At 61.0% G+C, this 23,335-nt stretch carries 19 protein-coding genes; 4 read left to right on the forward strand and 15 right to left on the reverse strand.

Going from position 1 to position 23,335, the window contains the following annotated elements; all coding sequences use genetic code 11:
- Positions 1-55 precede the first annotated feature (55 nt).
- On the reverse strand, positions 56-967 hold the full coding sequence (locus G6N74_RS10310; protein WP_165116970.1) for a dihydrodipicolinate synthase family protein: 912 nt from the start codon (positions 965-967) through the stop codon (positions 56-58).
- On the reverse strand, positions 964-1,653 hold the full coding sequence (locus G6N74_RS10315; RefSeq protein WP_312857857.1) for a GntR family transcriptional regulator: 690 nt from the start codon (positions 1,651-1,653) through the stop codon (positions 964-966). The genes G6N74_RS10310 and G6N74_RS10315 overlap by 4 nt, the downstream gene beginning before the upstream one ends.
- 98 nt (positions 1,654-1,751) lie before the next feature.
- Between G6N74_RS10315 and araD the strand changes: the two genes are divergently transcribed.
- The gene (gene araD, locus G6N74_RS10320; protein ID WP_165116971.1) at positions 1,752-3,488 is read left to right on the forward strand and encodes an L-arabinonate dehydratase; all 1,737 of its coding nucleotides are present in this window, start codon (positions 1,752-1,754) and stop codon (positions 3,486-3,488) included.
- Positions 3,489-3,667: 179 nt separating this feature from the next.
- Here the strand turns inward: araD and G6N74_RS10325 are convergent, their stop codons facing one another.
- Positions 3,668-5,245: an ABC transporter substrate-binding protein gene (locus G6N74_RS10325; protein ID WP_165116973.1), complete on the reverse strand. Its 1,578-nt coding sequence runs from the start codon at positions 5,243-5,245 to the stop codon at positions 3,668-3,670.
- Positions 5,246-5,367: 122 nt separating this feature from the next.
- Entirely contained in the window at positions 5,368-6,513 is a 1,146-nt protein-coding gene (locus G6N74_RS10330) for a serine hydrolase domain-containing protein (protein ID WP_165116975.1), read from the reverse strand.
- Between the two features lie 225 nt (positions 6,514-6,738).
- On the opposite strand from G6N74_RS10330, the gene G6N74_RS10335 reads away from it, so the two are divergent.
- Entirely contained in the window at positions 6,739-7,932 is a 1,194-nt protein-coding gene (locus G6N74_RS10335) for a serine hydrolase domain-containing protein (protein ID WP_165116977.1), read from the forward strand.
- A 53-nt stretch (positions 7,933-7,985) separates the two neighbouring features.
- Here the strand turns inward: G6N74_RS10335 and G6N74_RS10340 are convergent, their stop codons facing one another.
- From G6N74_RS10340 to G6N74_RS10360, 5 genes are all read right to left on the reverse strand, one after another.
- On the reverse strand, positions 7,986-9,365 hold the full coding sequence (locus G6N74_RS10340) for an aminotransferase (RefSeq protein WP_165116979.1): 1,380 nt from the start codon (positions 9,363-9,365) through the stop codon (positions 7,986-7,988).
- Positions 9,366-9,529: 164 nt separating this feature from the next.
- Positions 9,530-10,429: a siderophore-interacting protein gene (locus G6N74_RS10345; RefSeq protein ID WP_165116981.1), complete on the reverse strand. Its 900-nt coding sequence runs from the start codon at positions 10,427-10,429 to the stop codon at positions 9,530-9,532.
- A complete protein-coding gene (locus G6N74_RS10350) occupies positions 10,426-11,217 on the reverse strand; it encodes a beta-keto acid cleavage family enzyme (RefSeq protein ID WP_205826621.1) in 792 nt (263 codons plus the stop codon). Before G6N74_RS10350 ends, G6N74_RS10345 begins: the two co-directional genes overlap by 4 nt.
- A 3-nt stretch (positions 11,218-11,220) precedes the next feature.
- On the reverse strand, positions 11,221-12,189 hold the full coding sequence (locus G6N74_RS10355; protein ID WP_165116982.1) for a 3-hydroxyacyl-CoA dehydrogenase NAD-binding domain-containing protein: 969 nt from the start codon (positions 12,187-12,189) through the stop codon (positions 11,221-11,223).
- Between the two features lie 4 nt (positions 12,190-12,193).
- The gene (locus tag G6N74_RS10360; RefSeq protein WP_165116984.1) at positions 12,194-13,609 is read right to left on the reverse strand and encodes an aminotransferase family protein; all 1,416 of its coding nucleotides are present in this window, start codon (positions 13,607-13,609) and stop codon (positions 12,194-12,196) included.
- Between the two features lie 244 nt (positions 13,610-13,853).
- Between G6N74_RS10360 and G6N74_RS10365 the strand changes: the two genes are divergently transcribed.
- The gene (locus G6N74_RS10365; RefSeq protein WP_246245711.1) at positions 13,854-15,215 is read left to right on the forward strand and encodes a glutamine synthetase family protein; all 1,362 of its coding nucleotides are present in this window, start codon (positions 13,854-13,856) and stop codon (positions 15,213-15,215) included.
- 128 nt (positions 15,216-15,343) lie between these two features.
- Here G6N74_RS10365 and G6N74_RS10370 read toward each other — a convergent pair whose 3' ends face one another.
- The 6 genes from G6N74_RS10370 to G6N74_RS10395 all read right to left on the reverse strand — a co-directional run bounded on the left by G6N74_RS10370 (position 15,344) and on the right by G6N74_RS10395 (position 22,386).
- Positions 15,344-16,048, reverse strand: a complete 705-nt coding sequence (locus G6N74_RS10370) for a GntR family transcriptional regulator (protein ID WP_165116986.1) — start codon at positions 16,046-16,048, stop codon at positions 15,344-15,346.
- A gap of 11 nt (positions 16,049-16,059) precedes the next feature.
- Positions 16,060-17,712 (reverse strand): ABC transporter ATP-binding protein, encoded by a 1,653-nt coding sequence (locus G6N74_RS10375; protein WP_165116988.1) that lies wholly within the window; start codon positions 17,710-17,712, stop codon positions 16,060-16,062.
- Positions 17,713-17,716: 4 nt separating this feature from the next.
- Positions 17,717-18,529, reverse strand: coding sequence for an ABC transporter permease (locus tag G6N74_RS10380; RefSeq protein WP_376767701.1), 813 nt, complete (start codon positions 18,527-18,529; stop codon positions 17,717-17,719).
- Between the two features lie 17 nt (positions 18,530-18,546).
- Entirely contained in the window at positions 18,547-19,488 is a 942-nt protein-coding gene (locus G6N74_RS10385) for an ABC transporter permease (protein ID WP_165116992.1), read from the reverse strand.
- Between the two features lie 343 nt (positions 19,489-19,831).
- Positions 19,832-21,007 carry an iron-containing alcohol dehydrogenase gene (locus tag G6N74_RS10390; protein WP_165116994.1) on the reverse strand — a complete coding sequence of 392 codons (1,176 nt, stop codon included), beginning with the start codon at positions 21,005-21,007 and terminating at the stop codon, positions 19,832-19,834.
- Between the two features lie 35 nt (positions 21,008-21,042).
- Positions 21,043-22,386: a glutamine synthetase family protein gene (locus G6N74_RS10395; RefSeq protein ID WP_165116996.1), complete on the reverse strand. Its 1,344-nt coding sequence runs from the start codon at positions 22,384-22,386 to the stop codon at positions 21,043-21,045.
- Between the two features lie 117 nt (positions 22,387-22,503).
- Here G6N74_RS10395 and G6N74_RS10400 point away from each other — a divergent pair, with 117 nt between their 5' ends.
- The gene (locus G6N74_RS10400; protein ID WP_165116998.1) at positions 22,504-23,295 is read left to right on the forward strand and encodes a helix-turn-helix transcriptional regulator; all 792 of its coding nucleotides are present in this window, start codon (positions 22,504-22,506) and stop codon (positions 23,293-23,295) included.
- Positions 23,296-23,335 lie beyond the last annotated feature (40 nt).

Consider the following 23,335-nt stretch of genomic DNA (forward strand, 5'->3'; position numbering starts at 1 on the left):
TCAAAATCCGACGAAAGTCCTCCCTTCCGCCGGCTCTCCTCCTGGTACTTATGCTTCAGGATGCCTTCCGCTCCTCCCAGCCGGCAAGGATCGCCGTGAGATGCGATCGATCGGCAGGATCGAGAGCGACAAGCCCCGGCAGGCGTACCTGACCGACCGGGAAATTCCGGATTTGCAGCGCTTCCTTCACCACCGTGACGTTGGCGCCATTGTTGTATTTGGTCCTGAGCTTCTCGAATTCGGCGATGGTGGCCACGAGCGCCCGCGCCATCGGATAATCGCCCGCCTCGAGCGCGCGCCAGATGGCCAGTGAACGATAGGGATCGACATTGACCAGACCCGAGGTGAAGCCACGGCCGCCGAGCGCATAAAAAGGTGCTGCCCATCCTTCGGCCAATCCACAAATCCAGATCGCCTCAGTGCCCTCGGTCGCGCGCACGCACTCGGAGAACAGCTGGGTGTTTCCGGACGCGAACTTGACGCCGGCGATGTTCTCATGCGTCGCCATGCGGACGAGGTCGGCAAGCGGGATGGCGTCAGAGCGCACATAGGCGACGACCGGCAGATCGATGGCCTCGGCAATCGAGATGAAGTAATTCGCCTGCGCGTGGGGGGCTGCGAAGGGGTCGAGCGGATGGTGAACCATCACGCCATCGGCTCCCGCCTTCTTGGCCAGCGATGCGGTGGCGATGGCCTCACGAATGGAGCGGCCCGCTGCAGCAGTCACAGCTGCCTTTCCATCCACTGCCTGGATGGCAGTGGCCTGAAGCCGCACCACTTCATCGAAGGTCAGGCTGTAGAACTCGCCCGTGTTGCCGCCCGAGACGATGTTGTGAATGCCGGCAGCCGCAATGTTGGCGACGATGCGGCTCGTCAGCGCCTGATCGATCTCACCGGCTGTGTCGTAGGCCGTCACATGAACGCCGGAGATGCCCTGCAGCGCCCGACGGTATTCACTTAGGTTCATTTGCGTTTCTCCGCAGGGGTATAGCTGAAGACAGTGATCAGATGCTTCTCGCCGGCGAGCATGACGTGTTCGCGCATGAGGCGTTCGGCTTCGTCTTCATTGCGTTCGGCGATGGCCAGCATGATCGCCTCATGCTCGGCAAAGGAGCGCACCCGCTCGGTCTCGTCAGCCAGCACGGTCACGCGCGCGGCGTGATCATACATGCGCTGGCCGTTCTGCAACCGGCGCAGATATTCGCAGCTCGACGCATCGTGGATGGTGTCGTGGAAATACTCGTTCAACTCGATCAGGCGGGCGATATCGGCCTCCTGCAGGGCTGCGCGCATCTGCTCGATATGCGTCTTCATCAAGGCGATCTGTGCGTCCGTCGCGTGCCTTGCGGCCTGCTGCGCCATCACGCTTTCGAGGGCAGCGCGGGCAAGCATCATTTCCTCGGCCTGGCGTGCATTGAAGGTGACGTAGCTGCCGCGGCGGGCCTCGGTACGGACCAGCCCCTCTGTCTCGAGCTGGCGCAGCGCCTCCTTCAGCGGCGTTGTGCTGATGCCCAGCTCGGCAGCGAGCTGGCGCTCGTTGAGCTTTTCGTCGGTGCGGAAACGCCCGGATATGATCGCCTCGCGCAGCGTATCGTGAACGTGATCACGCAGGCTTTTCAGATGGATAGGCTCGAGCCGCCTTACGATGCTCACGCTTTTTGCCTCCCCGCTGGCCCCGAAAACGACTTGACTTCTATCAGTTGAAATTTGATATATCAAGCTGTGAAATATCAGATTTCAGGGAGGAAATCATGACGGGCAGGCGTGACCCAAAGACGCTGCGCAGCTATCGCTGGCTGGGCGTCGACGATCTGCGAGCCTTTGGCCACAGGTCGCGCATGCGCCAGATGGGTTTCGATGCCCAGGACTGGGACCAGAAGCCGGTCATCGCGATCATCAACACATGGTCGGAGATAAACCCGTGCCATTCGCACTTCCCCGAACGGGTGAAATGGATCCGCAAGGGCATCGAACAGGCGGGCGGCCTTCCCATCGAGTTGCCGGCGCTCAGCCTGTCGGAGCCCTTCGTCAAGCCGACCACCATGCTCTACCGCAACCTCCTCGCCATGGAGTGCGAGGAACTGATCCGCAGCCATCCCATCGACGGCGTCGTGCTGCTCGGCGGCTGCGACAAGACCACGCCGGCCCTGATCATGGGCGGCGTCTCTGCCGGCCTGCCGATGATCTATGTTCCGGCCGGGCCGATGCTGCGCGGAAACTGGCGCGGGCAGACGCTGGGTTCCGGTTCCGACACCTGGAAATACTGGGACGACCGGCGCGCCGGCGTCATCACCGATCGCGACTGGGCCGAGATCGAGAACGGCATCGCGCGTTCGCCCGGTCATTGCATGACCATGGGCACGGCGAGCACGATGACCGCGTTTGCCGAGGCGCTGGGTCTCTCGCTTCCGGGCGCAAGCTCCATTCCCGCCGCCGACGCCAACCATGCCCGTATGGCATCGCAATCGGGGCGGCGCATCGTCGAGATGGTCTGGGAAGACGTCACGCCGGACAAGATCATGACGAAGGCGGCTTTCGAGAATGCACTGATGGTGCAGATGGCGATCGGCGGCTCCACCAACGCCATCGTCCACGCGCTTGCCATGGCGCGCCGCGCCAATGTCGACATGACGCTCGACGACATCGACGCGATCTCGCGCAAGGTTCCGGTCATCGCCAATATCCGGCCGTCCGGAAAAACCTACCTGATGGAGGATTTCTACTATGCCGGCGGGATCATGGGTGTCTACAGCCGCCTGAGCGGCGTGCTGCACCCGGAGCCGGTGAATGTCGGCGGCGAAACCATGGGTGAGATCGCAGCGCGCGGCGGCGTCTATGAGGACGACGTCATCCGGCCGCTCGACAATCCCGTCTACAAGGAAGGCGCCACCGTCGTGCTGCGCGGCAACCTGGCCCCCGATGGCTGCGTCATGAAGCCGGCGGCATCGGAGCAGCGGTTCCTGAAGCATACGGGCCGTGCCCTTGTCTTCGACAGCTACCCGGAAATGAAGAAGGAGATCGAGCGCGACGACCTCGACGTGACCGTCGACGACATCATCATTCTGCGCAATGCCGGCCCGCAGGGCGGACCCGGCATGCCCGAATGGGGCATGCTGCCGATCCCGAAGAAGCTGGTGAAGCAGGGCGTGCGTGACATGCTGCGCATCTCGGATGCCCGCATGTCGGGAACCAGCTACGGCGCCTGCATCCTCCACGTCGCGCCGGAAGCCTATATCGGCGGGCCGCTGGCGCTCGTGCGAACCGGCGACACGATCAGCATCGACGTCTCCGAAAGAACCATCCACCTGAATGTGTCGGATGACGAACTGGCCTCACGCCGTGCAGAGTGGAAAGCTCCGCCGCCGCGCTATGAACGTGGCTTCGGCTGGCTTTCCGCCGGGCATATCACCCAGGCAGACAAGGGCTGCGATTTCGATTTCCTCGAAACGCAATTCGGCAAAGCCGTGCCGGAACCCGATATCTATTGAAGCAGGCGGAACAGTGCGGTGTCGAGCTTGCGCTCGGACGGTGTTCGTTCCGCTCCTGGTTGAGAACAATCTGTGCAGGGACGCCTGAGCGACCCGCACTTCCGAGCAAGATGCGACAGGCAAAGAAAAACCCGGGGCAAAATACCCCGGGTCGAGAAAATGCGTCTTGGGAGCACTATCTATTGGGTCTTGGAAACGCCCCATGCGCGGGGACGGTCGAGCGGCCAGGATTCGTAGCCTGTGGTCTTGGTGGAAACGGCCTCAATGACAGGGAAGTAATAGAGACCCAGCATCGGCACCTCTTCGGCCATCAGGTTCTGCAGATCCTTCAGCACGGCTTTGCGCGCATCGAAATCGGCTGTGTCGACCGCCTTGAGGTAGAGTTCCAGCGCCTTCGGATCGCCGAATTGATAGTTTGGTGTCTCGGCCTTGTCGCCGGTGAACATGCCGTAGATCACCATCGGATCGGGACGCGACGAGTAGCCGAAGGACTGCATCTGGAATTTGCCGGCAAAGAAGTTGTCGAGCTGAGCCGCCCAATCAAGCACTTCGAGTTCGACATTGATACCGGCGGCAGTCAGCATCGCCTGGATGACGACGGCGTTGTCATACATGCCGATGTAACGCTTGTTGGTCTGAAGCTTGATCGGCTCACCTTTGTAACCTGCCTCCTCGAGCAGTTGCCTGGTCTTTTCGAGATCATAGGCAGGCCAGCTGTCGACGAAGGACTGATCGAAATAGGCGCTCGATTGCGGCACGCCGGACGGGTTGAATTCCGACATTCCGGCAGTCTGCGCCGTGGCGATCTGCTTGAAGTCCAGCGCATGGGCGATGGCCTGACGCATCTTCACATTGGACAGCAGCGGATCGTTGGTCTGGATCAGCATTGCCGTCAGCGACAGACCCGGCGATGAAAGGATAGTGGCGCCGTTGGCCTTGAGGTCTTCCATGCGCGACGGTTGGATGGTCGAGACGACATCGACCTGACCGGCAAAAAGGGCAGTCTCAGCTGCCGTCTTGTCAGGGATGATCATGAAACGCGCCTCGTCGACGAACGCCGTGCGGTCGCCACTCTGGCCGTCCCGCTTGCCTTTGCTTGGCACATAGCCATCAAAACGGGCGAGCGAGATATATTGCTCGTTCTTCCATTCCTTGAGCTGGAACGGGCCGCTGCCGATTGCCGAACCAGCGACCCACTTGCCGTCAGCCCCGACATTTTTCGGGCTGGCGATCCAGATGTTGCAGATCGGGTCGGCGAGACGCACCAGGAACAGGGTGCTCGGCGCGTCTAGAGTCATGACCAGCGTTCCGTCGTCCGGCGCTTCGACGCTCGCGACTTTCAGGCCGCGCGAACCATCGAAGGTCGGGATGCAGAGCCAGGGTGCGTCGGTGCCTTCCTTTGAGGCCATGCGGCGTTCCCAGAGCCACTTGAAGTCGCTGGCAACGACCTTGTCGCCATTGTGATAGGTCACACCCTGCTTCAACTTGAACGTATAGGTCCTGCCGTCTGCCGACACCTCCCAGCTATCCGCAAGCGCGGGACCGGCGGTCAGGTCGTTCTTGAAGGCAACCAGCGGATCGTAGATGTGGTAAAGGACCGAGTCCGTATTGTTGTCGGTTTTGCTTGCGTCCAGGCTGCGGATGTCGGCGCCGAGCACGATGTTGAGCGTGCCGCCCTTCTGTGGGGCCTGTGCATAGGCAGCCCCACAGGCAAGCATTGCTGCGCCCAGCAGGGCTGATAACAGTCTTGATCTCATCGTTTTTTCTCCGAGTGTTCCTTCCGCATTTCTCTTTGTGATGGAGCGTGCGGAGTTCGCCCAAATTTGTTTCTCCCGGTGGTCTTTGCTTTTAGCCGCGGAGCTGAAGAGCCCGTGCCGGGTTATGTCGCCGATATTGTTTTCATCATTGCTATGACGCACTGATCGAGTTTGTCATCGATGGGGGTGGTCTCCGAGGACTGTCGAACGATGACCGTTTCCGACGTCCGGTCGATCCAGACGCACTGCCCAAAGATACCCATGCCTGCGAGTGCGCCCGTGCCGGTTTCATACCAATAGGCGTGGTAGCTCCCGCCGGGATAAAGCAGTCGCTGGTCGCCCTGCGACCAGACCTTGCGATCACCGCCCGCCCACAGTTTCTCGACAAAGGCTGCCGGCACGATGCCCTTTCCGCCCTCGCGCACGAGATCGCCAAGCCGCGCAAGGTCTCGCGCTGTGACCGAGATGCCGCCTGACGAGCGTGGATTGCCGGCGCGATCGACGGTGATGAACGCGTCCGTATGCGCGCCCATTGGCTGCCACAGCGCATTGCTCAGAAACTCGGCATAGCGCTGGCCTGAAGCAGCTTCCACGACAAGACCCGCCATGTCCGCATTGGGCGAACGGTAGGCGTGCTTCGTTCCATGTGGATGCGACGCGCGCGGCAAGGAGCACATGAGCTGGCGAAGCGTCGGCGTCGGATCGTCGGCGCGTTCCGGGTTCCACAGCATGGCGCGACGATAGCGATCGAAATCGCCGTTCTTGTCGAGATATATTTCCTCGAAATCGATAGCGACCGTCATGTTGAACAGGTCATGCACGGTCAGATCGTCATAAGCTGAACCAGCGGCATCAGGGATGTACTTCGTAACGAGATCGTCGAAGGAGAGCTTTCCTTCGGCTTCGAGTATGCCTGCCAGCAGCCCGGTGAAGGATTTGGAGATCGAAAAGACGATATGAGGCCGCAAAGGGTCTGTGTGCGGCGCGTGCCACTCGGCGATGACTTCGCCGCCACGCATGATAACCAGGGAGTCGCTGTTGCTGTCGCTCAGGAAATCGTGAAGAGCGAGCTCCGTTCCGTCGACATTTGTCACTTTCACATCGGCGAACTTGCCCAGCGGTAGCGTGGCTGCCTCTTCCAGACGTGCGCTTCTTATCTGAGCCGAAGGGACAAATTCCGCCACGCTCTGGAAAGTCCAGGTCGAATAGGGCCTTTCACGCCAGTTGGTCAGGTTGATGTCGGAACGCTTGAAGCCGCTGGCACTCATATGTGTCTCATATCCTTCATCGCCGGAACAACAATCCTCCAATGGTTATATTGCGATCGCAGATCGCGCAATATCAAAGCTGCTTATGTAGCCGATTTTTACCATAGCGCTTGTACTGGAACGATAATTCCGACAAAAATCGAAAGACAAGGCTTTCAAAACTGCCTGATTTGATATCAGATAAAGCCACTTATTTACGCAGACAATCATTCGAGGAACGAACAAATGCTCGACCAGCCGCTGAACCCGCGCGACCCGTCGAACCCTGGCGCGCCGATCATTCCGCGCGACACCTGGGATAATCCGCCTCACCATCGCTGGACCTTCCAGCACATTCGGGAAATGACCGCGACCGCACAGATATGGCGAGGCCCCGGACCGGTGCGCGCACTGCCCGCTGCGACACAGGATCTCGGCGCGATCACCTTCGACATCGGCGGCGAAAAGCGCAGCGTCGCACAGTTCCTCGACGGCTCCTTCACCGACGGCTTCCTCGTCCTGCATAGGGGGAAGATCATCGCGGAGGAGTATCGGAATGGCATGAAGCCGCATGGCCAGCACCTCGCTATGTCGGTCACCAAATCCATTACCGGCATCGTGACGGGCATTCTTGCAGGCCGCGGCGTGATCGATGTGAACGCGCCGCTCACTGAATATCTGCCCGAGCTTGCAGCCACTGGCTACAAGGGCGCGACGGTCCAGCACATCCTCGACATGACGAGCGGTGTCGTCTTCGACGAATCCTATACGACACCCGGCTCGCATATGCAGAAGATAGGTCAGGCCTGCGGCTGGGCCGTCTATGAACGGACGGACTGGCCGCGCACCATGTGGCACCTCATCCTGTCGCTTGACGAAAAGGAACGAGAGCACGGTGCGCTGTTCAAATACCGGTCCATTGAAACGGACATCCTCGGCTTCGTCCTGGAACGTGCCACGGCGACTTCGCTCGCCGAACTCATCAGCCGCGAACTCTGGTCACCGATGGGTGCGGCGGAAGACGCCTATATCACCGTCGATGACGGTGGCGCAGCACTTGCCGACGGTGGGCTTTGCGCAACGCTGCGTGACTATGGCCGTTTCGCGCAGTTGCTGCTTGACGGCGGTGCGCGCGACGGGAGGCAGATTGTGCCGGCGGCCTGGATCGAGGCGACACGCAACGGCAACGGCGATCTCTATCAGGGCATCTATCGCACGGTTCTTCCGGGCGGGGCCTATTCCAACAAATTCTGGATCGAGGACACCAAGCGTCGTGCCATGTGGGCGCGTGGCGTCTTCGGGCAGTCGATCTATATCGATCCGGATTCGGATTTCGCAGTGGTGAAGCTCTCCACCTGGCCGGAGCATTCCAGCCCGGATCGTTCGCTGGAATTGTTGGCAGCGATGCGCGCCATCCGCAGCGCGCTCGGAGCGGACTGAGACGAAAGGTGCCGGAGACATCTCCGGCACCTTTGATCTTTCAAAGCGCGATTTCAGCCTGCGCGGCGCAGATCTGCCTCGGCGCTGTCCAGCGCTTTGGCCAGGCGATCACAGGCCATGTCGACATGCTCCCGTGTCCAGATCAGCGGCGGTGCCATGATGATGGTGTCGCCGACAGAGCGCACCATGAAGCCGTTTGCTATGGACAGATCGCGAATCTTGTCGCCGGACGCGCCGCCGGCAAAGCGCTCGCGCGTACCCCTGTCCTTGACGATTTCGATCGCACCCATCAGGCCGATCGCGCGGGTCTCGCCGATCAGATCATGCGTGCCGATACGCTCGGCAAGTGCTGCGGCGAAATAGGGACCGGTGTCGTTCTTCACCCGGTCGATCAGGCCTTCACGGTCTATGATTTCGAGGTTCTTGAGTGCGACAGCGCATGCGACTGGGTGTCCGGAATAGGTGTAGCCGTGGTAAAATTCTCCACCCTTGTCGACCAGGGTCGAGGCGATGCGGTCGCCCACCAGAAGCGCTGACAAAGGTTGATAGCCCGAGGTCAGCGCCTTTGCGGTCGTGATGGTGTCGGCCTTGATCCCATAGGTTTCGGAGGCGAACCAGGCACCGGTGCGGCCATAGCCGGTGATGACCTCGTCGATCATCAGAAGCACATCGTATTTGTCGCAGATTCGCTGAATTTCTGGCCAGTAGCTTGCCGGCGGAATCTTCACACCCCCTGCCCCGAGAATTGGCTCGCCGATGAAGGCCGCGACATTCTCCGCACCCGCATCGAGGATTGCCTGCTCGACGGCACGCGCAGCCCTGAGCCCGAAATCGTGATCGCTTTCGCCCGGTAAGGCCAGTTCGAAGGAATATGGCGGCATGACATGAACGATGTCGGGCACCGCGCCATAGAGCTGGCTGTGCATGCCATCCATGCCGCCCAGCGATGCACCGGCAATGGACGAGCCGTGATAGGCCGATTTGCGCGAGATCACGATGCGCTTCGTCGGCTTTCCTTCCAGTGCCCAATAGTGCCGCACCAGCCGCAGCGCCGTGTCGTTGGCCTCCGAACCGGACGATCCGTAAAAGACCTGATTGACATTGGCGGGAGCGAGTTCGGCGAGCTTCGCCGCAAGCAGCACAGGCGTCGGCGTGGTGCAACGGAAGAACGAGTTGTAGAAGGGTAGTTCCTTCATCTGGTCGTAGGCAGCCTTGGCGAGTTCCTCGCGGCCATATCCGACATTGACGCACCACAGGCCTGCCATTCCATCGAGGATCTGCGTGCCTTCGCTGTCATAGATGAATGGCCCTTCGGCCCGCGTAATCATGCGCGCACCTGCGCCACGGAGTTCCTTGTGGTCTGTGAAGGGATGGAGGTGATGCGCGGAATCGATCGCCTGAAGCTGTGCCCGGGAGAAATTCTGATAGGTCATTTTGCTTGTCCTTGTGCGTGAAACAGATGGAGTCTCAGGCAGGCCAAACAGGCGGCGAGTAGCCGATACGGGCGCAAAGCTGCAGAAGCTCAGCGCGACGCGTGCGCGACGATGGGGTGACCGCGCATAGCACGATCCCGCAGAAATTTGCGATTGCCGGCGGCCTAAGCACGGACCTTCCCGTGCCGCCAGTAGCCCATCATGGTCAGATGCCGACGGTCGATACGCTTCTCCTTGATGAAGAGCGTTCGGATGCGGCTGACAGCGGCGGTTTCGCCGGCAATCCAGCCGTAGAAAGCATTGTCGATAGTTTCGGCACGATCCCAGAGGATATCGTGATCGACATCGACTGCTTCGAGCTCCATCGCACCTGCACCAAGCACGGATGCCGGTATCTCGGCGGCTTCCGCCGCCGCAACCATCTGCGCGCCGAAAGCGTGATCGTGCTGCCCGCGTGGTAGCCACGTCAAACGCAGCCCGTCCCATCGCGGCAGATCGATCACATCGGCTTCACTCGGCACCTCGATGAAGGCCTGTGTCGCGGGCTTGGCTTTCCAGCCGGCAATCTCTTCCAGGATTCCGGCGGCGGCCGGCAACGCGGTCTCGTCTGCAATCAGCAGAAGCTGCGAGAGCCCTGCAGGCGGCTCCCAGTCGAAGCCTCCGATCACGCCATCGAAACGCCGGTTCGGCGCGGAGATCTGGATGCGATCGCCCGGCTCGGCATACATGGCCCAGCGCGAGGCCGGGCCGTTGTCGCCATGCATGACGAAATCGACGACCAGTTCCCGTGCGTCGGCGTCGAGCGAGCGGATCGTATAGGTCCGCATCGGCGCGCGCTCGGCAGGTGGGATGGATTTGTAGATTTCGTACCAGTCAGGACGATTGGGAATTGCGGGCGGCGTCCCGTCATCCATGGGAAAGAACAGCTTAATGCGCTGGTCCGGCGCGCGCGTCGTCATGTCGGCGATGTGCTCGCCGTCGAAAGTCAGCCTCGCCATATGCGGCGTCAACATCTGTTTGGAGACAAGAAAAGCCTCGAATATCCGATAGGGACGCTCGCTCATGCCGCGACTCCCGTTCGCCCGAGATCGGCGGCGATGCGATGGATTTCCGCCACCCGTTCTTCGTTGGAGGCGGCGATTCCGCCATCTGCATTCCAGAGGCTGTTTTCAAAACCGACGCGAACCTTGCCGCCAGCCCGGAGTGCGGCTTCGAGACATGCGGTCTCGCCACGGCCGAATGCGCAGACCATCCAGTCCGGCGCTTCGGACAGGTCCGCCGCCGCCGCAAGAAATGGCGCGAGGTCATCCGGCGTGCTCTCCTGGTTCACCGAATAGCGCCCGAGCACATAGATCACCGATGGTGCGCCCACCGGAACAACGCCACGCGCGATCAGATCGCCGAGCCGCCCGACGTCGGCGTCGTCGTAGAGGATGTGCTGAACGTCGATGCCTTCGCACGCGCACCAGGCGTAGAACGCCTCTGCCGCCGCCTCGTCGGCCTGAGCTGGGCAGAGTTCGCGCAACGCAACCGAGATTGCTTTCGGTCTGAGTGTTCGCACCAATTGCATCTGCTCGGGCGCCGAATAAAGCCCGACCGCTTCCGTTGAGATCTGCACCGCCATGTCCGGCACTTTCTCGGCGAGGCGCTTGAGAAGTGCTGCGTAAAGCCCGGCGTCGAGTATATGGCCGCCATCGGCGCCACGCACATGGGCGTGGATCGCGCCGGCTCCGGCGCGGCGGCAGGCCAATGCAGTCTGCGCTATTTCGTCGATCGTCATCGGCAGGGCGGGATGATCAGCTTTGGTGCGGCGGGCGCCGTTCGGCGCGACCATGATGAGTGGAAGAGCCATGGATCACCCATCCTCCCGGCTGTCGTCGGCGAGCGCTTTCAACACGGCGATCATCAGTCGGTCGCGACGCGACTTGAGTTTGTCGATGGAACGTCCATCCGCCTCATCCGCGACACCTTCGATGAGCTTTGCGCGGGTCGCCGCATCCAGCCTTGGCGTGCCCAGCGTTGCCCAGCGCGCTTCCTGCGCCGGCCCGAGATGGTTCAGATAGGCTTCGATGCCGCCGTCCCCGCCGCCAAGATGGTAAAGCATATGCGGCCCGTCGATCGCCCAGCGCAGGCCCGGCCCGAAGCGTATCGCGCGGTCGACATCCTCGACAGAGGCGATACCTTCCGCGACGATGTGCACGGCTTCGCGCCAGAGCGCGGCACTCATGCGGTTGGCGAGATGTCCCACGGCCTCCTTCGTGACCCGAACCGGTGCCTTGCCGATCCGCTCGAAGAAGCGATAGGCCGCATCCTGAGCCGCGATGTCGGTGCACTCTCCACGCACGATCTCGACAAGTGGCACCAGATGCGGCGGGTTGAACGGGTGTGCGACGACGATGCGCTGCGGATGCGAACAGCTGGCCTGCAATTCGCTGGCCGGAAAGGATGAGGTGCTTGACCCGATCACCACATCGGAAGGAGCGACGGCGTCGATTTCGCCCAGCAGTGCCTGCTTCAGCTCGATCTTCTCGGGCGCATTCTCCTGAACATAATCCGCGCCGGCAACAGCCTCGCCAAGTGTCGGGAAATAAGCCAGCGCGCCAGCGCCGACCTTGGATCCTCCACCGAGCAGTTCGAGATCGGCAAGTGCCTCACGGACGATCTTGCGCAGCCGCGCTTCGCCATCGGGAAGCGGATCATAGGCTCTGACTGCCAGCCCCCGGCTCAGGAAATATGCCGCCCATGCGCCGCCGATCAGGCCGCAGCCGATAATAGCGACGGTCCGGATTTCTTCGCTGCGATAGGCAATCGGCGCTGTGCTCATTCGTTCAGATCAGCCCTTCACTGCGGAGTTCCTGCGTCACATCTTCGATCGCATTGCGTAAGCCCGTGGCGATGAGCGCGATCTCTTCCTCGGTGACGATGAAGGGTGGCGACAGAGCGATGATGTCGGAGTTCGGTAGGCCACGCACCAGAACGCCATGCCGCCGGGCGGCCGTCGCAACGCGACCCGCGATCTTGGCCGTAGCCGGCAGCTTGGCTTTGGTGTCTCGGTCGGCAACGAGTTCTACGCCCATCATCAGGCCGGCGCTGCGGATTTCGCCGACAATCGCACAGCCGCCGATCGCGGCATCGAAGGCAGCACGGAAATCGCCCGCGATCGCGGCAACATGCTCGACCAGGCCCTCCCGTTCGATGATTTCAAGATTGGCGAGTGCGGCAGCCGCGCAGGTCGGGTGACCCGAATAGGTGAAGCCGTGAGCAAAGACGCGCCCGTCCTTGGATGCCTCCTCGAAGACCGACCAGATTTGATCGCCGACAAACACTGCCGACAATGGCAGGTAGCCGCTGGTCAGCCCCTTGGCGGTCAGGATCAGGTCAGGTTTCATGCCGCAGGCTTCCGAGGCGAACCATGTGCCGGTGCGCCCATAGCCGGTGATCACCTCGTCGGCGACGAGCCGCACGTCGTACAGGTTGAGAACTTTCTGGATTTCCTGGAAATAACCGCGCGGCGGCGGCAGCACGCCACCCGTTCCCATGACCGGTTCGGCCACGAAACCAGCGACCGTGTCTGCGCCTTCGGCGCGGATCATCTGGTCCAGTTCGTTGGCGAGATAGGCCGAATAGGCTTCCTCGGTGTGACATTGGCGCAATGGGGCATCGCGATAGAGATCAGGCCGCGAAACATGCCGTGCGAAATCGAGAGGAATGCCGAAATTCTGATGCACCATCGGAATGCCGGATAAACTGCCCGAGGCGACGGATACGCCGTGATAGGCGTAGTCGCGCGAGATGATCTTGCGCTTTTCCGGTTTGCCCCGGCAGATGTTGTAGTACCAGAGCATCTTGACGGCCGTGTCGTTGGCATCGGACCCGGACGAGCCATAGAACACCCGCCGCATGGATTTCGGCGCCAGCGAAAGCAGCTTCTCCGACAGGCGGATGCTCGGCTCATTGCTGATGCCGTTGAAGGAATGGAAATATGGCAGCTTCTGCGACTGCGCGGCGATCGCGTCGCTGATTTCGCGGCGGCCGTAGCCGACATTCACGCACCACAGACCGGCCGCGGCATCGATGAATTCCTTGCCGCTCGCGTCAATGATGCGCGAGCCCTTCGCCTCGACCATGACCAGTGCGCCATTCGCCTGCTGATCGGCGATCGCGGTGAACGGGTGGAAGAATGAGCCGCGGTCGGAAGAGACCAGAGCTGCGTTGTCGAATTCCTGCCCGACATGTTCATTCATGCGCTCAGCGCCTCCCTGATCGTAAAACCCTGCTGCGTGATCATTTTGTCATTTCGATATTGCGATCGCAGATCGCATAATGTATTTCAGAAAAATGCCTTTTCTGCCAACAAGAAATTTGATTTCCAACGATAAATTTTTTCGGCAGGCCGAGGCAGAGGGATATAAACTGCAGTTTTGACAAGCAGTCGTAGGGTAATGCCTGCGCCACGCCTGGGCTAGCTACCACTAATGGGAGAAACAATTGGGATCGACCCAACCAATAGATGACGCACTGGCGTGGCTTGCGAAGCATCCCGAGATCGACAGCCTTCGGGTTGCCGTCTGCGATCTGAACGGCGTGCTGCGGGGCAAGCGCATCGCTTCCGATCAGGCCCGCAAAGCGCTCGAGGGCGGGATGCGCATGCCTTACTCCCTTGTCGGCCTCGATATCTGGGGCGAGGACATCGAGGGCAATGCGCTCGTCTTCAGCAATGGCGATGCTGACGCGATCTGCCACTGGACCGGCAGGGACATTCTCCCGATCGACTGGACGTCGCATCCGACCGCGCTGGTGCCGCTTTCTCTGGCACATGACGATGGTTCGCCCTTCCTCGGCGATCCACGCCAGGCGCTGGCCGCGATCCTTAAGCGCTATGCCGGGCATGGGCTGACGCCGGTCGTGGCGACGGAGCTCGAATTCTACCTCTTCGATCCAACGTCGAATAAGCCGGTCGGTCCGGTTTCTCCCGTGACGGGCAAGCGGCTGGATTCTGATGCAGCTCTCTCCATCGACGAGATCGACGCTTTCGAATCTTTCATCCACGACGTCTACGCCTCGTGCCGGGCGCAGGGTATTCCCGTCGATACCGCTATTGCCGAGAATGGCGTCGGTCAGTTCGAGATCAATCTCAACCACCTGCCGGATGCCTTGCGGGCCGCTGACGACGCGGTCCTGTTCAAGCGCACCGTCAAGGGCATCGCCCGCAAGCATGGCTTTGCCGCTAGCTTCATGGCCAAGCCTTATGGCGACCGTGCCGGCAACGGACTGCATGTCCATTTCAGCCTGCTCGACCGCGACGGCAACAACATCTTCAACGACGGAACCGACAAGGGGTCGGATGCAATGCGCCACGCGGTCGGCGGGCTGCTCTCCGGCATGGCCGAGAGCACACTGATCTTTGCGCCGCACTTCAATTCCTACCGCCGGCTGCGGCCGAACTCCTATGCGCCAACGGTGGTCGCCTGGGGCTATGAGAACCGCATGGTGGCAATCCGTATTCCGGGCGGCCCGAACAAGGCGCGCCGCATCGAGCATCGCGTCGCCGGCGCCGATGCCAATCCATACCTCGTGCTGGCCACGGTGCTGGGGGCGGCTCTGATCGGCATCGAGCGCAGGCTGGAAGCCGGCGAACCGATCGTCAGCGATGTCGGCTCTCACAGCCTGCCCAACCTGCCGCCGGACTGGGTATCCGGCATCAACGCCTTCGAGGCCGGCCCGCTGATGGCCGAACTCTTCTCGGCCGATCTGCGAGACGCTTTCGTCGCTTGCAAACGTCAGGAACTCAACACTTTTGCCAAAGAAGTGAGCGACTTCGAAATCGAAACCTATCTCGAAAGCGTGTAGCCGTGCCGCCCGTCGATCCTGAGTTATCGCTGCTTTGACGGCTCATTCATGCAGCAGGCCGGCATTTCAAAGCATCAGACGAGGCCTTCCGTGTCGTCTGCCAGGAAATGAGGACTGCGCTGGCTCAGCTACGCTGCAGCGGATGCGTCGTGAAAACGGGCCTTGCCGAGAAGATGGGCTGCCCCCTCGCGCAAATCACGCACGATTGCATCGCGGGCACGCGCGGCATCCTTGGCCTCAAGCGCTGCCAGAGCATCCTCGTGATAGTCTATCTCAAGGATGCCCAAAAGCGCCCCTTCGAACACACCGGCGTAGCTGCGGAGGAACGGCCCGACCTGCATCCACAAGGTTTCGATCAGAAAGATCATCTGATCGTTGCCACAGTGGCGGTAGATGGAGAATTTGAACTCGTAGTTGCTGCGCAGATAAAGCCCGATATCGCCTGCTCGTGCCGCATCGGTAAGGTCACTGGAGTTGCGCCTGACGGTTCGCAGATTGTTGCCGTTTATCAGGCCTGCGGCCGCCTCCGTTGCCGCACCTTCAAGCACGATACGCGCCTCCATCAACTGGCGGAAGCGCTCTGCGGTCATGAGCGGCACTTCCATGCTGCCATTGGGCAACGCACTCAGTGCGCGCAGCGACTGCAGCCGCGACAGCGCACTGCGCACCGGCATGTCGCTGGTTCCGAGTTCGGCGGCTAGCTTGCGCGACGTCAGCTTTTGACCCGGCGCGAAATGCCCCGACATCAACGCCTTGACGAGTTCGAGGTAAACTCTTTCATGCAGCGGCACAGCGTCGATGGAAGAGAGGCCAAAGCCAGGTTTATCGGTCATAACCAGTCCCGTCATGCCGCCGGCTGTGCGGCCGCGCCATCGAATTTTCTGTCCAGCAGCATCGCCGCATCAAGCAGGCGGCGCGTATAGGGATGCTGCGGACGATCGAATATGTCGTCGCGATTGCCCACCTCGACGATCTTGCCGTTTTCCATCACCGCCACGCGGTCCGACACCTGCTCGACGGCGCCAAGATCATGCGACACAAACAGGCAGGCAAAGCCATAGCGTTCCTGCAGCGTGCGGATCAGTTCGAGGATCTGCTTCTGCACCGTCATGTCGAGCGCCGAAACTGGTTCATCTGCAACCACGAAGGCCGGTCGCCGAATGATGGCGCGGGCTATGGCAACACGCTGGCGCTGGCCGCCGGAAAGCTGGTGCGGCAGCCGCCGCAGGAATTCAGGGCCGAGCCCAACCTCTGAAAACACCTCGCGCACGCGCCTGTCGCGTTCGGCCTTCGAGATCGACGGGTCGAGCTTCAGCGGTTCGCCGACGATATCTTCCACCCGCTGGCGTGGATCGAGCGAGGAATAGGGATCCTGGAAGATGATCTGGATGTCGGCGCGATGGACCTTCGCCGTTTCGCTGCGTCCGAATTCAAGCGGCTTGCCGCGGAAACTGATCGAGCCGGAAGTCGTTTGCACCAGACCGACGATTGCACGGCCGAGCGTCGTCTTGCCCGAGCCCGATGCACCGACAAGAGCCACAGTCTCGCCGCGACCGACAACCAGGTCGACCGTATCGACCGCGCGCTTTGGCTGGCTGGTCCGGAAGAGATGGCTGCGGCCGGGGTAATCGATGACGATATCGCGCATTTCGAGCAGCGGCTCCGCACGCGTCGAATTGCGCGCACCCCCCGCCTGCCGCTTCGGCAGCGCATCGACGAGGCGCTTGGTGTAGTCGTGCTTCGGAGCGGTGAGTACGTCGTTGCTGAGCCCCTGTTCCACCGCCTTTCCCTTGTGCATCACCACGACATCGCGCGCATAATGCGAGACCATGCCGAGATCATGGCTGATCAGAAGGACCGCCGTCCCATTCTCTTGCGTCAGCTCCATCATCAGGTCGAGCACATCGCGCTGAACCAGCGTGTCCAGCGCCGTCGTTGGCTCGTCGGCGATCAGCAGTTCCGGTTTCAGCAGCATGACCGAGGCCAGCATGATGCGCTGGCGCATGCCGCCGGAGAATTCATGCGGATAGGCGGAAAGGCAACGGGCCGGATCCTTGATCTGGATTCGCTCCAGCATGGCCAGCGAGCGGTCGCGTATCTCGCTCTTGCCGAGCTTCTGGTGAAGCGTCAGCCCTTCGGCCATCTGCTCGCCGATCGTCATGGACGGGTTGAGCGAGACCATCGGCTCCTGGAAAACCATGCCGATGCGCGCGCCGCGAATACCACGCATCGCTTTTGGCGGCAGGCCGACCAGCTCGGTATTGTTGAAGCGGATGCTGCTGCCCGGCGCAACGATCAGCGGCGTCGGCAGCAGGCCGAGCACGGCACGCGCCGCCATGGTCTTGCCGGAGCCGGATTCGCCGACCAGCGCCAGCATCCCGCCGGAATTGATTGTGAAGTTCAGCCCGTCGACGATCTTCGGGCCAACCGGTCCGATCGTGACGGTCAGGTCCTTGGCCGTGACGACTGGTGCTGTGCTGCTCGTGCCTTTGGTCATGTGCTCAGCCCTGCATCTTCGGGTCGAACCAGTCGCGGATCGCATCGCCCAGCATGTTGATCCCCAGTAATGTGACCGAGATGCACAGGCCCGGCAGGATGATCAGATGTGGCGCCTGGGTGATGAAAGGCCGGCCAGTCGCCAGCATGTTGCCCCAGGTCGGCGCCGGTGGGGGAACACCGAGACCGAGAAAGGAGAGCGCACTCTCTGACAGGATCACCCAACCGAACATGGTTGTCGCCAGCACCGTCATCGGGGCGATGCAGTTGGGCAGGACGTGGCGCAGCATCGTTATCAGTTCGCTGTTGCCCATCACCCGCGATGCCTCGATATATTCGCGTTCGCGGATCGACATCACGCTGGCACGCGCGACGCGCACCACGGCGGGTGTATAGGCCAGCCCAAGTGCAACCACGATAGCGTCGCGGCTGGCGCCGGCGATTGCCATGATGCCGAGCGCCAGAAGCAGGCCAGGGAAGGCCAGCAGCGCATCGTTGAAGGTCATGATGATGCGGTCGGTCCAGCCGCGCAGAAAGCCTGCGAGCACCCCGAAGAAGAGCCCGAACACCATGGCGAAGGCGACAGTGGCGAACGAGATCCAGACGCTGGTGCGTGCGCCGTGAATGAGTCTGCTCAGTATATCGCGGCCGAATTCGTCGGTGCCGAGCCAATGGGTCGCGCTCAACCCCTTCATGCGCGACAGGAGGTCGAGCGCCAATGGGTCGTATGGTGCGATCTGGGGGCCCAGCACGGCCAGCACGACTAAGCTGATGACAATAGCGCCGCCAATGGTTGCATTGGCGCTGCGTCGCGGCAGAGCAAGGGAAAGGACACTCATTGCGTGATCCTGGGGTCGAAGAGCGGATAGAGCAGGTCCACGACCAGATTGACCAGAACGTAGATGACCGCGACGAAGAGGATGCAGCCCTGTACGACCGGATAGTCGCGCGCATAGATCGCGTCGACCAGCAGCCGTCCGAGACCAGGGATCGTGAAGACAGTCTCGATGACGGCGATGCCACCGAGCAGGCTGCCGAGGATCAGGCCGATCAGCGTCCAGGTCGGCGCGAATGCGTTCTTGAAGGCGTGCCGCCACATTACCGCCGATTCCGACAAGCCCTTGGCTCGCGCATGGGTGATATATTCGAGCCTTGCTACCTCGATCGTGCTTGCCCGCGCCATGCGCACGATCGAGCCAATCTCGACCAGCACCAGCGTCAGCACCGGCATGGCGATAAATGACAATGCCTTCAGGAAATCATCATCAAAGGAGACGAAGCCGACTATCGGGAACCAGTTGAGCTTCAGGCCCAGGAACAGCAGGATCATCAGGCCGAGCCAGAAACTCGGGATCGACAGGAGCAGGGTCGACAGTGCCACGACGCTGAGGTCGGTCAGGCTGTTTTGCCGCCAGGCCGCGAACATGCCCGCCGGCACGGCAATCATCGCCGCTATTCCCACGGCCACGACCACGATTGTCGCCGAGACCGAAAATCGCTCCAGCATCAGCGGCAGCACCTGCTGTGCCGAGGTGATGGAGCTGCCGAAGTCGCCGCGAAAAATATTGCCGAGCCAGAGGAAGTATTGCGTGACGATCGGCTGGTCGAGCCCCATGCGGTGTCGCAGCGCCTCGACCTGGTCCGGGCGGGCGAGGTCGCCCAGCATGAGCTTGGCCGGATCGCCAGGAATCAGCCGCACCATGACGAAAACCGCAATGGTGACGATGATCAGTGTCGGTATCGCGGAAGCCAGTCGGCCGAGCAGGAACTTTCTCATCGCCGTCCCGCCTCACTTTGCGAACTGGCTGGTGACTCGCGATGAGCGTTTGGACAAAAGGGCTGATGTAAATGCCGTTGCCTTGCGGTCACGCGCGATGTTCCCCTTCGTCGCGATTATGATTTTCCTATTTATTATAGTGCGATCGACGATCGCGCAATTGTAAATATCGACAGGGCGTTTTTATCTCTATCAACTTGAAATCAATAAGGGTTCTTTCTCGCCATCCCACGAGAAACTCAAATCCAGATAAAGTAAGTTGCTTCCATGGTTGCTGTTTTTTTAGGCATGAAAGCCTAAGCGGCAAGCGTAACAGACCAATGCCGCCCTACGTGCGAGACGCTCACAGCCTGCCATCGATTGCAGCATCAAGAATCGTGCGGAGGTTTTTCGGGTCGAGCGGAATCGGATTGCCGCCGGCCGATGGATCGACCGCGCCCATTTCGCAGACTCGCTCACGGTCGATATTCGCCAGACCCATTTCAGGCAACGTGGCCGGTAGGCCTATCGTCTGGCGAAGCTTGCATATCCATTCGATCACGGCTTCGGCATCGTGTTTCGGCAGATCGAGGAAGCGTGCCAGAACGGTAAGCTTGTCTTCGATTGCCGGTATGTTGAAGCGGACCACATAAGGCATCAGCACCGCATTCAGAAGGCCGTGATGTGCATCGTGAAGCGCTCCCAGTGGATGAGCGAGCGCATGGATCGCGCCGAGCCCTTTCTGCAGGGCAACACAGCCCATACCGGACGCGGCGAGCATCTGGGATCTGGCCTCCAGATCGGAGCCGTCGGCAACAGCCCGGGGCAGCCACTGCTTGACGAGACGGAGTGCGTTGAGGGAAATGCCTTCCGCCATCGGATGATAGGTCGGGGCGCAATAGGCTTCGAGCGCATGCGACAGCGCATCCATGCCGGTCGCGGCTGTAATGTGCGCAGGAAGGCCCGCGGTCAAAGCCGGGTCCATGACGACCACCTCAGGCATCATGTGCGGATGGAAGACAATGACCTTGCGGGCTTCATCTTCGTTGGTGATGACGGAGGAGCGTCCGAGCTCGGAGCCGGTACCGGCGGTGGTCGGAATGGCAATGACGGGCAACAGCGCAGAGGTGTCGACGCGTGTCCAGTTATCGCCAACATCCTCGAAATCCCACATCGGGCGCGACTGCGTTGCCATCAATGCGATGGCCTTGGCTGCATCGAGGCCACTGCCGCCACCGATTGCGACCACCAGATCGTGACGGCCTGCCTTCAGCGCCTTGACGCCATCCATCACGTTTGTTCCGGTCGGGTTCGGCTTGACCCCGTGGAACAGTTCCGGCTCTATGCCCCCTGCCCGCAACGCCTCAAGCGCGCGCCGCACCGGCGGCAGATCCTTGAGGCCGCTGTCGGTAATCACGATGGGCCGGCTTGCACCCAGCTCTCGCACGATGGAAGCAAGCTCGCCAATTCGATCGACGCCGAAACGGACCGATGTCGGGAAACTCCAGTTGGCGGTGATAGTCTGCGCATTCGGCGTCATAGATGCATGTCCTTCATTCACGATATGATGGCCGTTCAGGCCACTTCCAGATAGCGCCGCAACTCCCATTCGCTGACATGCCGGCGATATTCCGCATCCTCGAAGCGGCGGCCGGCGACATGGCTATCAACGAAGATATCCCCGAAGATCGCGCGTGCAGCCGCGCTGGCGTCGAGCCGGTCAGCGGCGCGGCCGAGATCGGTCGGGAAGGTGAAAAGCGGGTCATGGCGGGCTGCGTAGAAATTCTCCGCGCTGCCTTGCGGAGGTTCAATGCCGTTTCGGATGCCGTACAGGCCGGCGCCAAGACACATCGCCAGCGAAAGGTAGGGATTGGTGTCCGCAGACGGCACCCGGAATTCCAGGCGCGTCGCTTCAGGCGTGTCATTGATGACCCGGACTGCTGCGGTGCGATTCTGGACGCCCCAGGTCGCGGCGGTCGGCGCCCAGGCTCCGGGAACCATGCGCTTGTAGGCGTTGACGGTATGGCTGCAAAGGGCGAGCAGTTCCGGCATCAGCGTGACAAGACCGCCGAGAAAATGACGCGCCGTCCGGCTAATGCCATCCGGTTCCGATGACGCCGCAAAGGCTGGAGCACCATCGCGGTCCGACAGCGAAATATGAAAATGCCCCGACTGACCCGAAAGGTCGGGCGAAAGTTTTGACATGAAGGCCGCGGTCAACCCATTGCGCAGGAAAAAAGCCCTGGCGAAGTTCTTGAACAACAGCGCGTCATCCGCAGCCTTGATGTCTTTGGCATGTGTCAGCGGCGCTTCGAAACAACCGGGTCCGAGTTCAGTGTGCAAGGCATCGATGCCGACCCCAATCGTGGCCATCGTATCTTTCAGGCCGTTGAGCAGATCGCCATGCAGGGCAGCGGTCTGAAGGGAATAGGTGCGATTTCCCTGCGCGAAGTGGGTCAGGTCGCGATAGTTCTTGGCGCGCAGCGTCTCCGGTGTTTCTGCGAAGACGAAAAACTCGAATTCGAAAGCGGAGTGAACGCTGTAGCCAAGCTGCGCTGCCTCATCCAGCAGGCGCAGGCACAGATTGCGCGCCGAGCGTTGGCCGAACTCGCCCGAGAAGTCGGCAAGGCAAAGTGCGGTGTCCGGCGAGAAGGGATAGCGGCGGAGCGTGTCCGCATGAATATCCGCCGGCCGATCGATATAGGCGCCATCCTGGAAGGTTTTCTCGGCGATATCCCAGAAATACAGGACCTCGCAGAAAGGATAGCCGTGTTTGGCCAGCTTGACCGCCTTTTCGGCTGAAACCAGCTTGTCGCGGAAGCCGCCGTCGGGATCGACCATGCCGATATGAACCGACTTCGCATCAAGCTTGCGAAGCCCTACCTCCAGCCGTGCTGCGGCTTCAGTCTTGTCTTGCATAGGTATCCAGCCTCCGGATTTTGTCAGAGGCTAGGCTTCGCGTTATAGGAAACGAATATCCCTTTCGGGATAGACGCGCGAATAAAGTGGCGCGGCACATGATCGGGGCAGTCTCATTTGCGGTATGGTTTTGAACAATGGAACCGGAGCCTGGCACGTGCAATTGCAGGCGTTCGATCGCCGGATTTCCTGTCCTCGCTCGAAGCAGCCCTGGCAACCCTTATCGAGTTCGACATATTGATGGTCTTTGCCTATTCGGGCCCGGCAAAGCCCGCGTCTCTCTACCACAACATGACACGGGAACGGGCTGCGACGGTGATCGCCGATTATTCCAAGGGACCCTATCTGCTCGACCCCTTCTACAACGCCACCGTCAATCTGAAGGACACCGGCGTAAGGCGGCTTCGTGATCTCGCACCCGATCAGTTCTACAGTTCGGAATATTTCAAGCAGCACTATGTCCGCACGCGCATCCGCGACGAGATCGGTTTCTTCGTTCGGCCGAGAGCCGACATGAGCGTGGTTGTCAGCATCACACGGTCGATCGAGGAGCCGCTGTTTTCAGCGACGGAACTGCGGACGATACGCGCGGCCGAGGCGGTCATATCCACGCTTGTCGAAAGCCACTGGAAGGACGCCGGCGACAGGGAGGCATCGGGCAATGAGCGTCACCACCCCGATCCGATAAATGCAGCGCTGGATCAGATGGCCCGCAACGTCCTGACCGCACGTGAAATCGAGATAACGTCGCTGATATTGCGCGGCCATTCCAGCGCATCCATCGCAGCACTTCTCAAGATCGTCGAGGGCACCGTCAAGATACACCGCAAGAACATCTACCAGAAGCTGTCGATATCGAGCCAGTCAGCACTCTTCTCGCTGTTCATCAGCCATTTGCAGAAATACTGATTTCGGCAAGCGCTCCGGGAGCCGGCACCGATATGTCTGT

The organism is Mesorhizobium zhangyense, from assembly GCF_011045115.1.
In the GTDB taxonomy this organism is placed as follows: Bacteria; Pseudomonadota; Alphaproteobacteria; order Rhizobiales; family Rhizobiaceae; genus Mesorhizobium_M; species Mesorhizobium_M zhangyense.

Bases quoted from the DNA above. Each gene is read 5' to 3' on its own strand.
- G6N74_RS10385 (WP_165116992.1), bottom strand. From the start codon at position 19,488: ATGAGAAAGTTCCTGCTCGGCCGACTGGCTTCCGCGATACCGACACTG.
- G6N74_RS10345 (WP_165116981.1), bottom strand. From the start codon at position 10,429: ATGAGCGAGCGTCCCTATCGGATATTCGAGGCTTTTCTTGTCTCCAAA.
- G6N74_RS10335 (WP_165116977.1), top strand. From the start codon at position 6,739: ATGCTCGACCAGCCGCTGAACCCGCGCGACCCGTCGAACCCTGGCGCG.
- G6N74_RS10330 (WP_165116975.1), bottom strand. From the start codon at position 6,513: ATGAGTGCCAGCGGCTTCAAGCGTTCCGACATCAACCTGACCAACTGG.
- G6N74_RS10350 (WP_205826621.1), bottom strand. From the start codon at position 11,217: ATGGCTCTTCCACTCATCATGGTCGCGCCGAACGGCGCCCGCCGCACC.
- G6N74_RS10360 (WP_165116984.1), bottom strand. From the start codon at position 13,609: ATGAATGAACATGTCGGGCAGGAATTCGACAACGCAGCTCTGGTCTCT.
- G6N74_RS10325 (WP_165116973.1), bottom strand. From the start codon at position 5,245: ATGAGATCAAGACTGTTATCAGCCCTGCTGGGCGCAGCAATGCTTGCC.
- G6N74_RS10340 (WP_165116979.1), bottom strand. From the start codon at position 9,365: ATGACCTATCAGAATTTCTCCCGGGCACAGCTTCAGGCGATCGATTCC.
- araD (WP_165116971.1), top strand. From the start codon at position 1,752: ATGACGGGCAGGCGTGACCCAAAGACGCTGCGCAGCTATCGCTGGCTG.
- G6N74_RS10375 (WP_165116988.1), bottom strand. From the start codon at position 17,712: ATGACCAAAGGCACGAGCAGCACAGCACCAGTCGTCACGGCCAAGGAC.
- G6N74_RS10395 (WP_165116996.1), bottom strand. From the start codon at position 22,386: ATGCAAGACAAGACTGAAGCCGCAGCACGGCTGGAGGTAGGGCTTCGC.
- G6N74_RS10370 (WP_165116986.1), bottom strand. From the start codon at position 16,048: ATGACCGATAAACCTGGCTTTGGCCTCTCTTCCATCGACGCTGTGCCG.
- G6N74_RS10390 (WP_165116994.1), bottom strand. From the start codon at position 21,007: ATGACGCCGAATGCGCAGACTATCACCGCCAACTGGAGTTTCCCGACA.
- G6N74_RS10355 (WP_165116982.1), bottom strand. From the start codon at position 12,189: ATGAGCACAGCGCCGATTGCCTATCGCAGCGAAGAAATCCGGACCGTC.
- G6N74_RS10310 (WP_165116970.1), bottom strand. From the start codon at position 967: ATGAACCTAAGTGAATACCGTCGGGCGCTGCAGGGCATCTCCGGCGTT.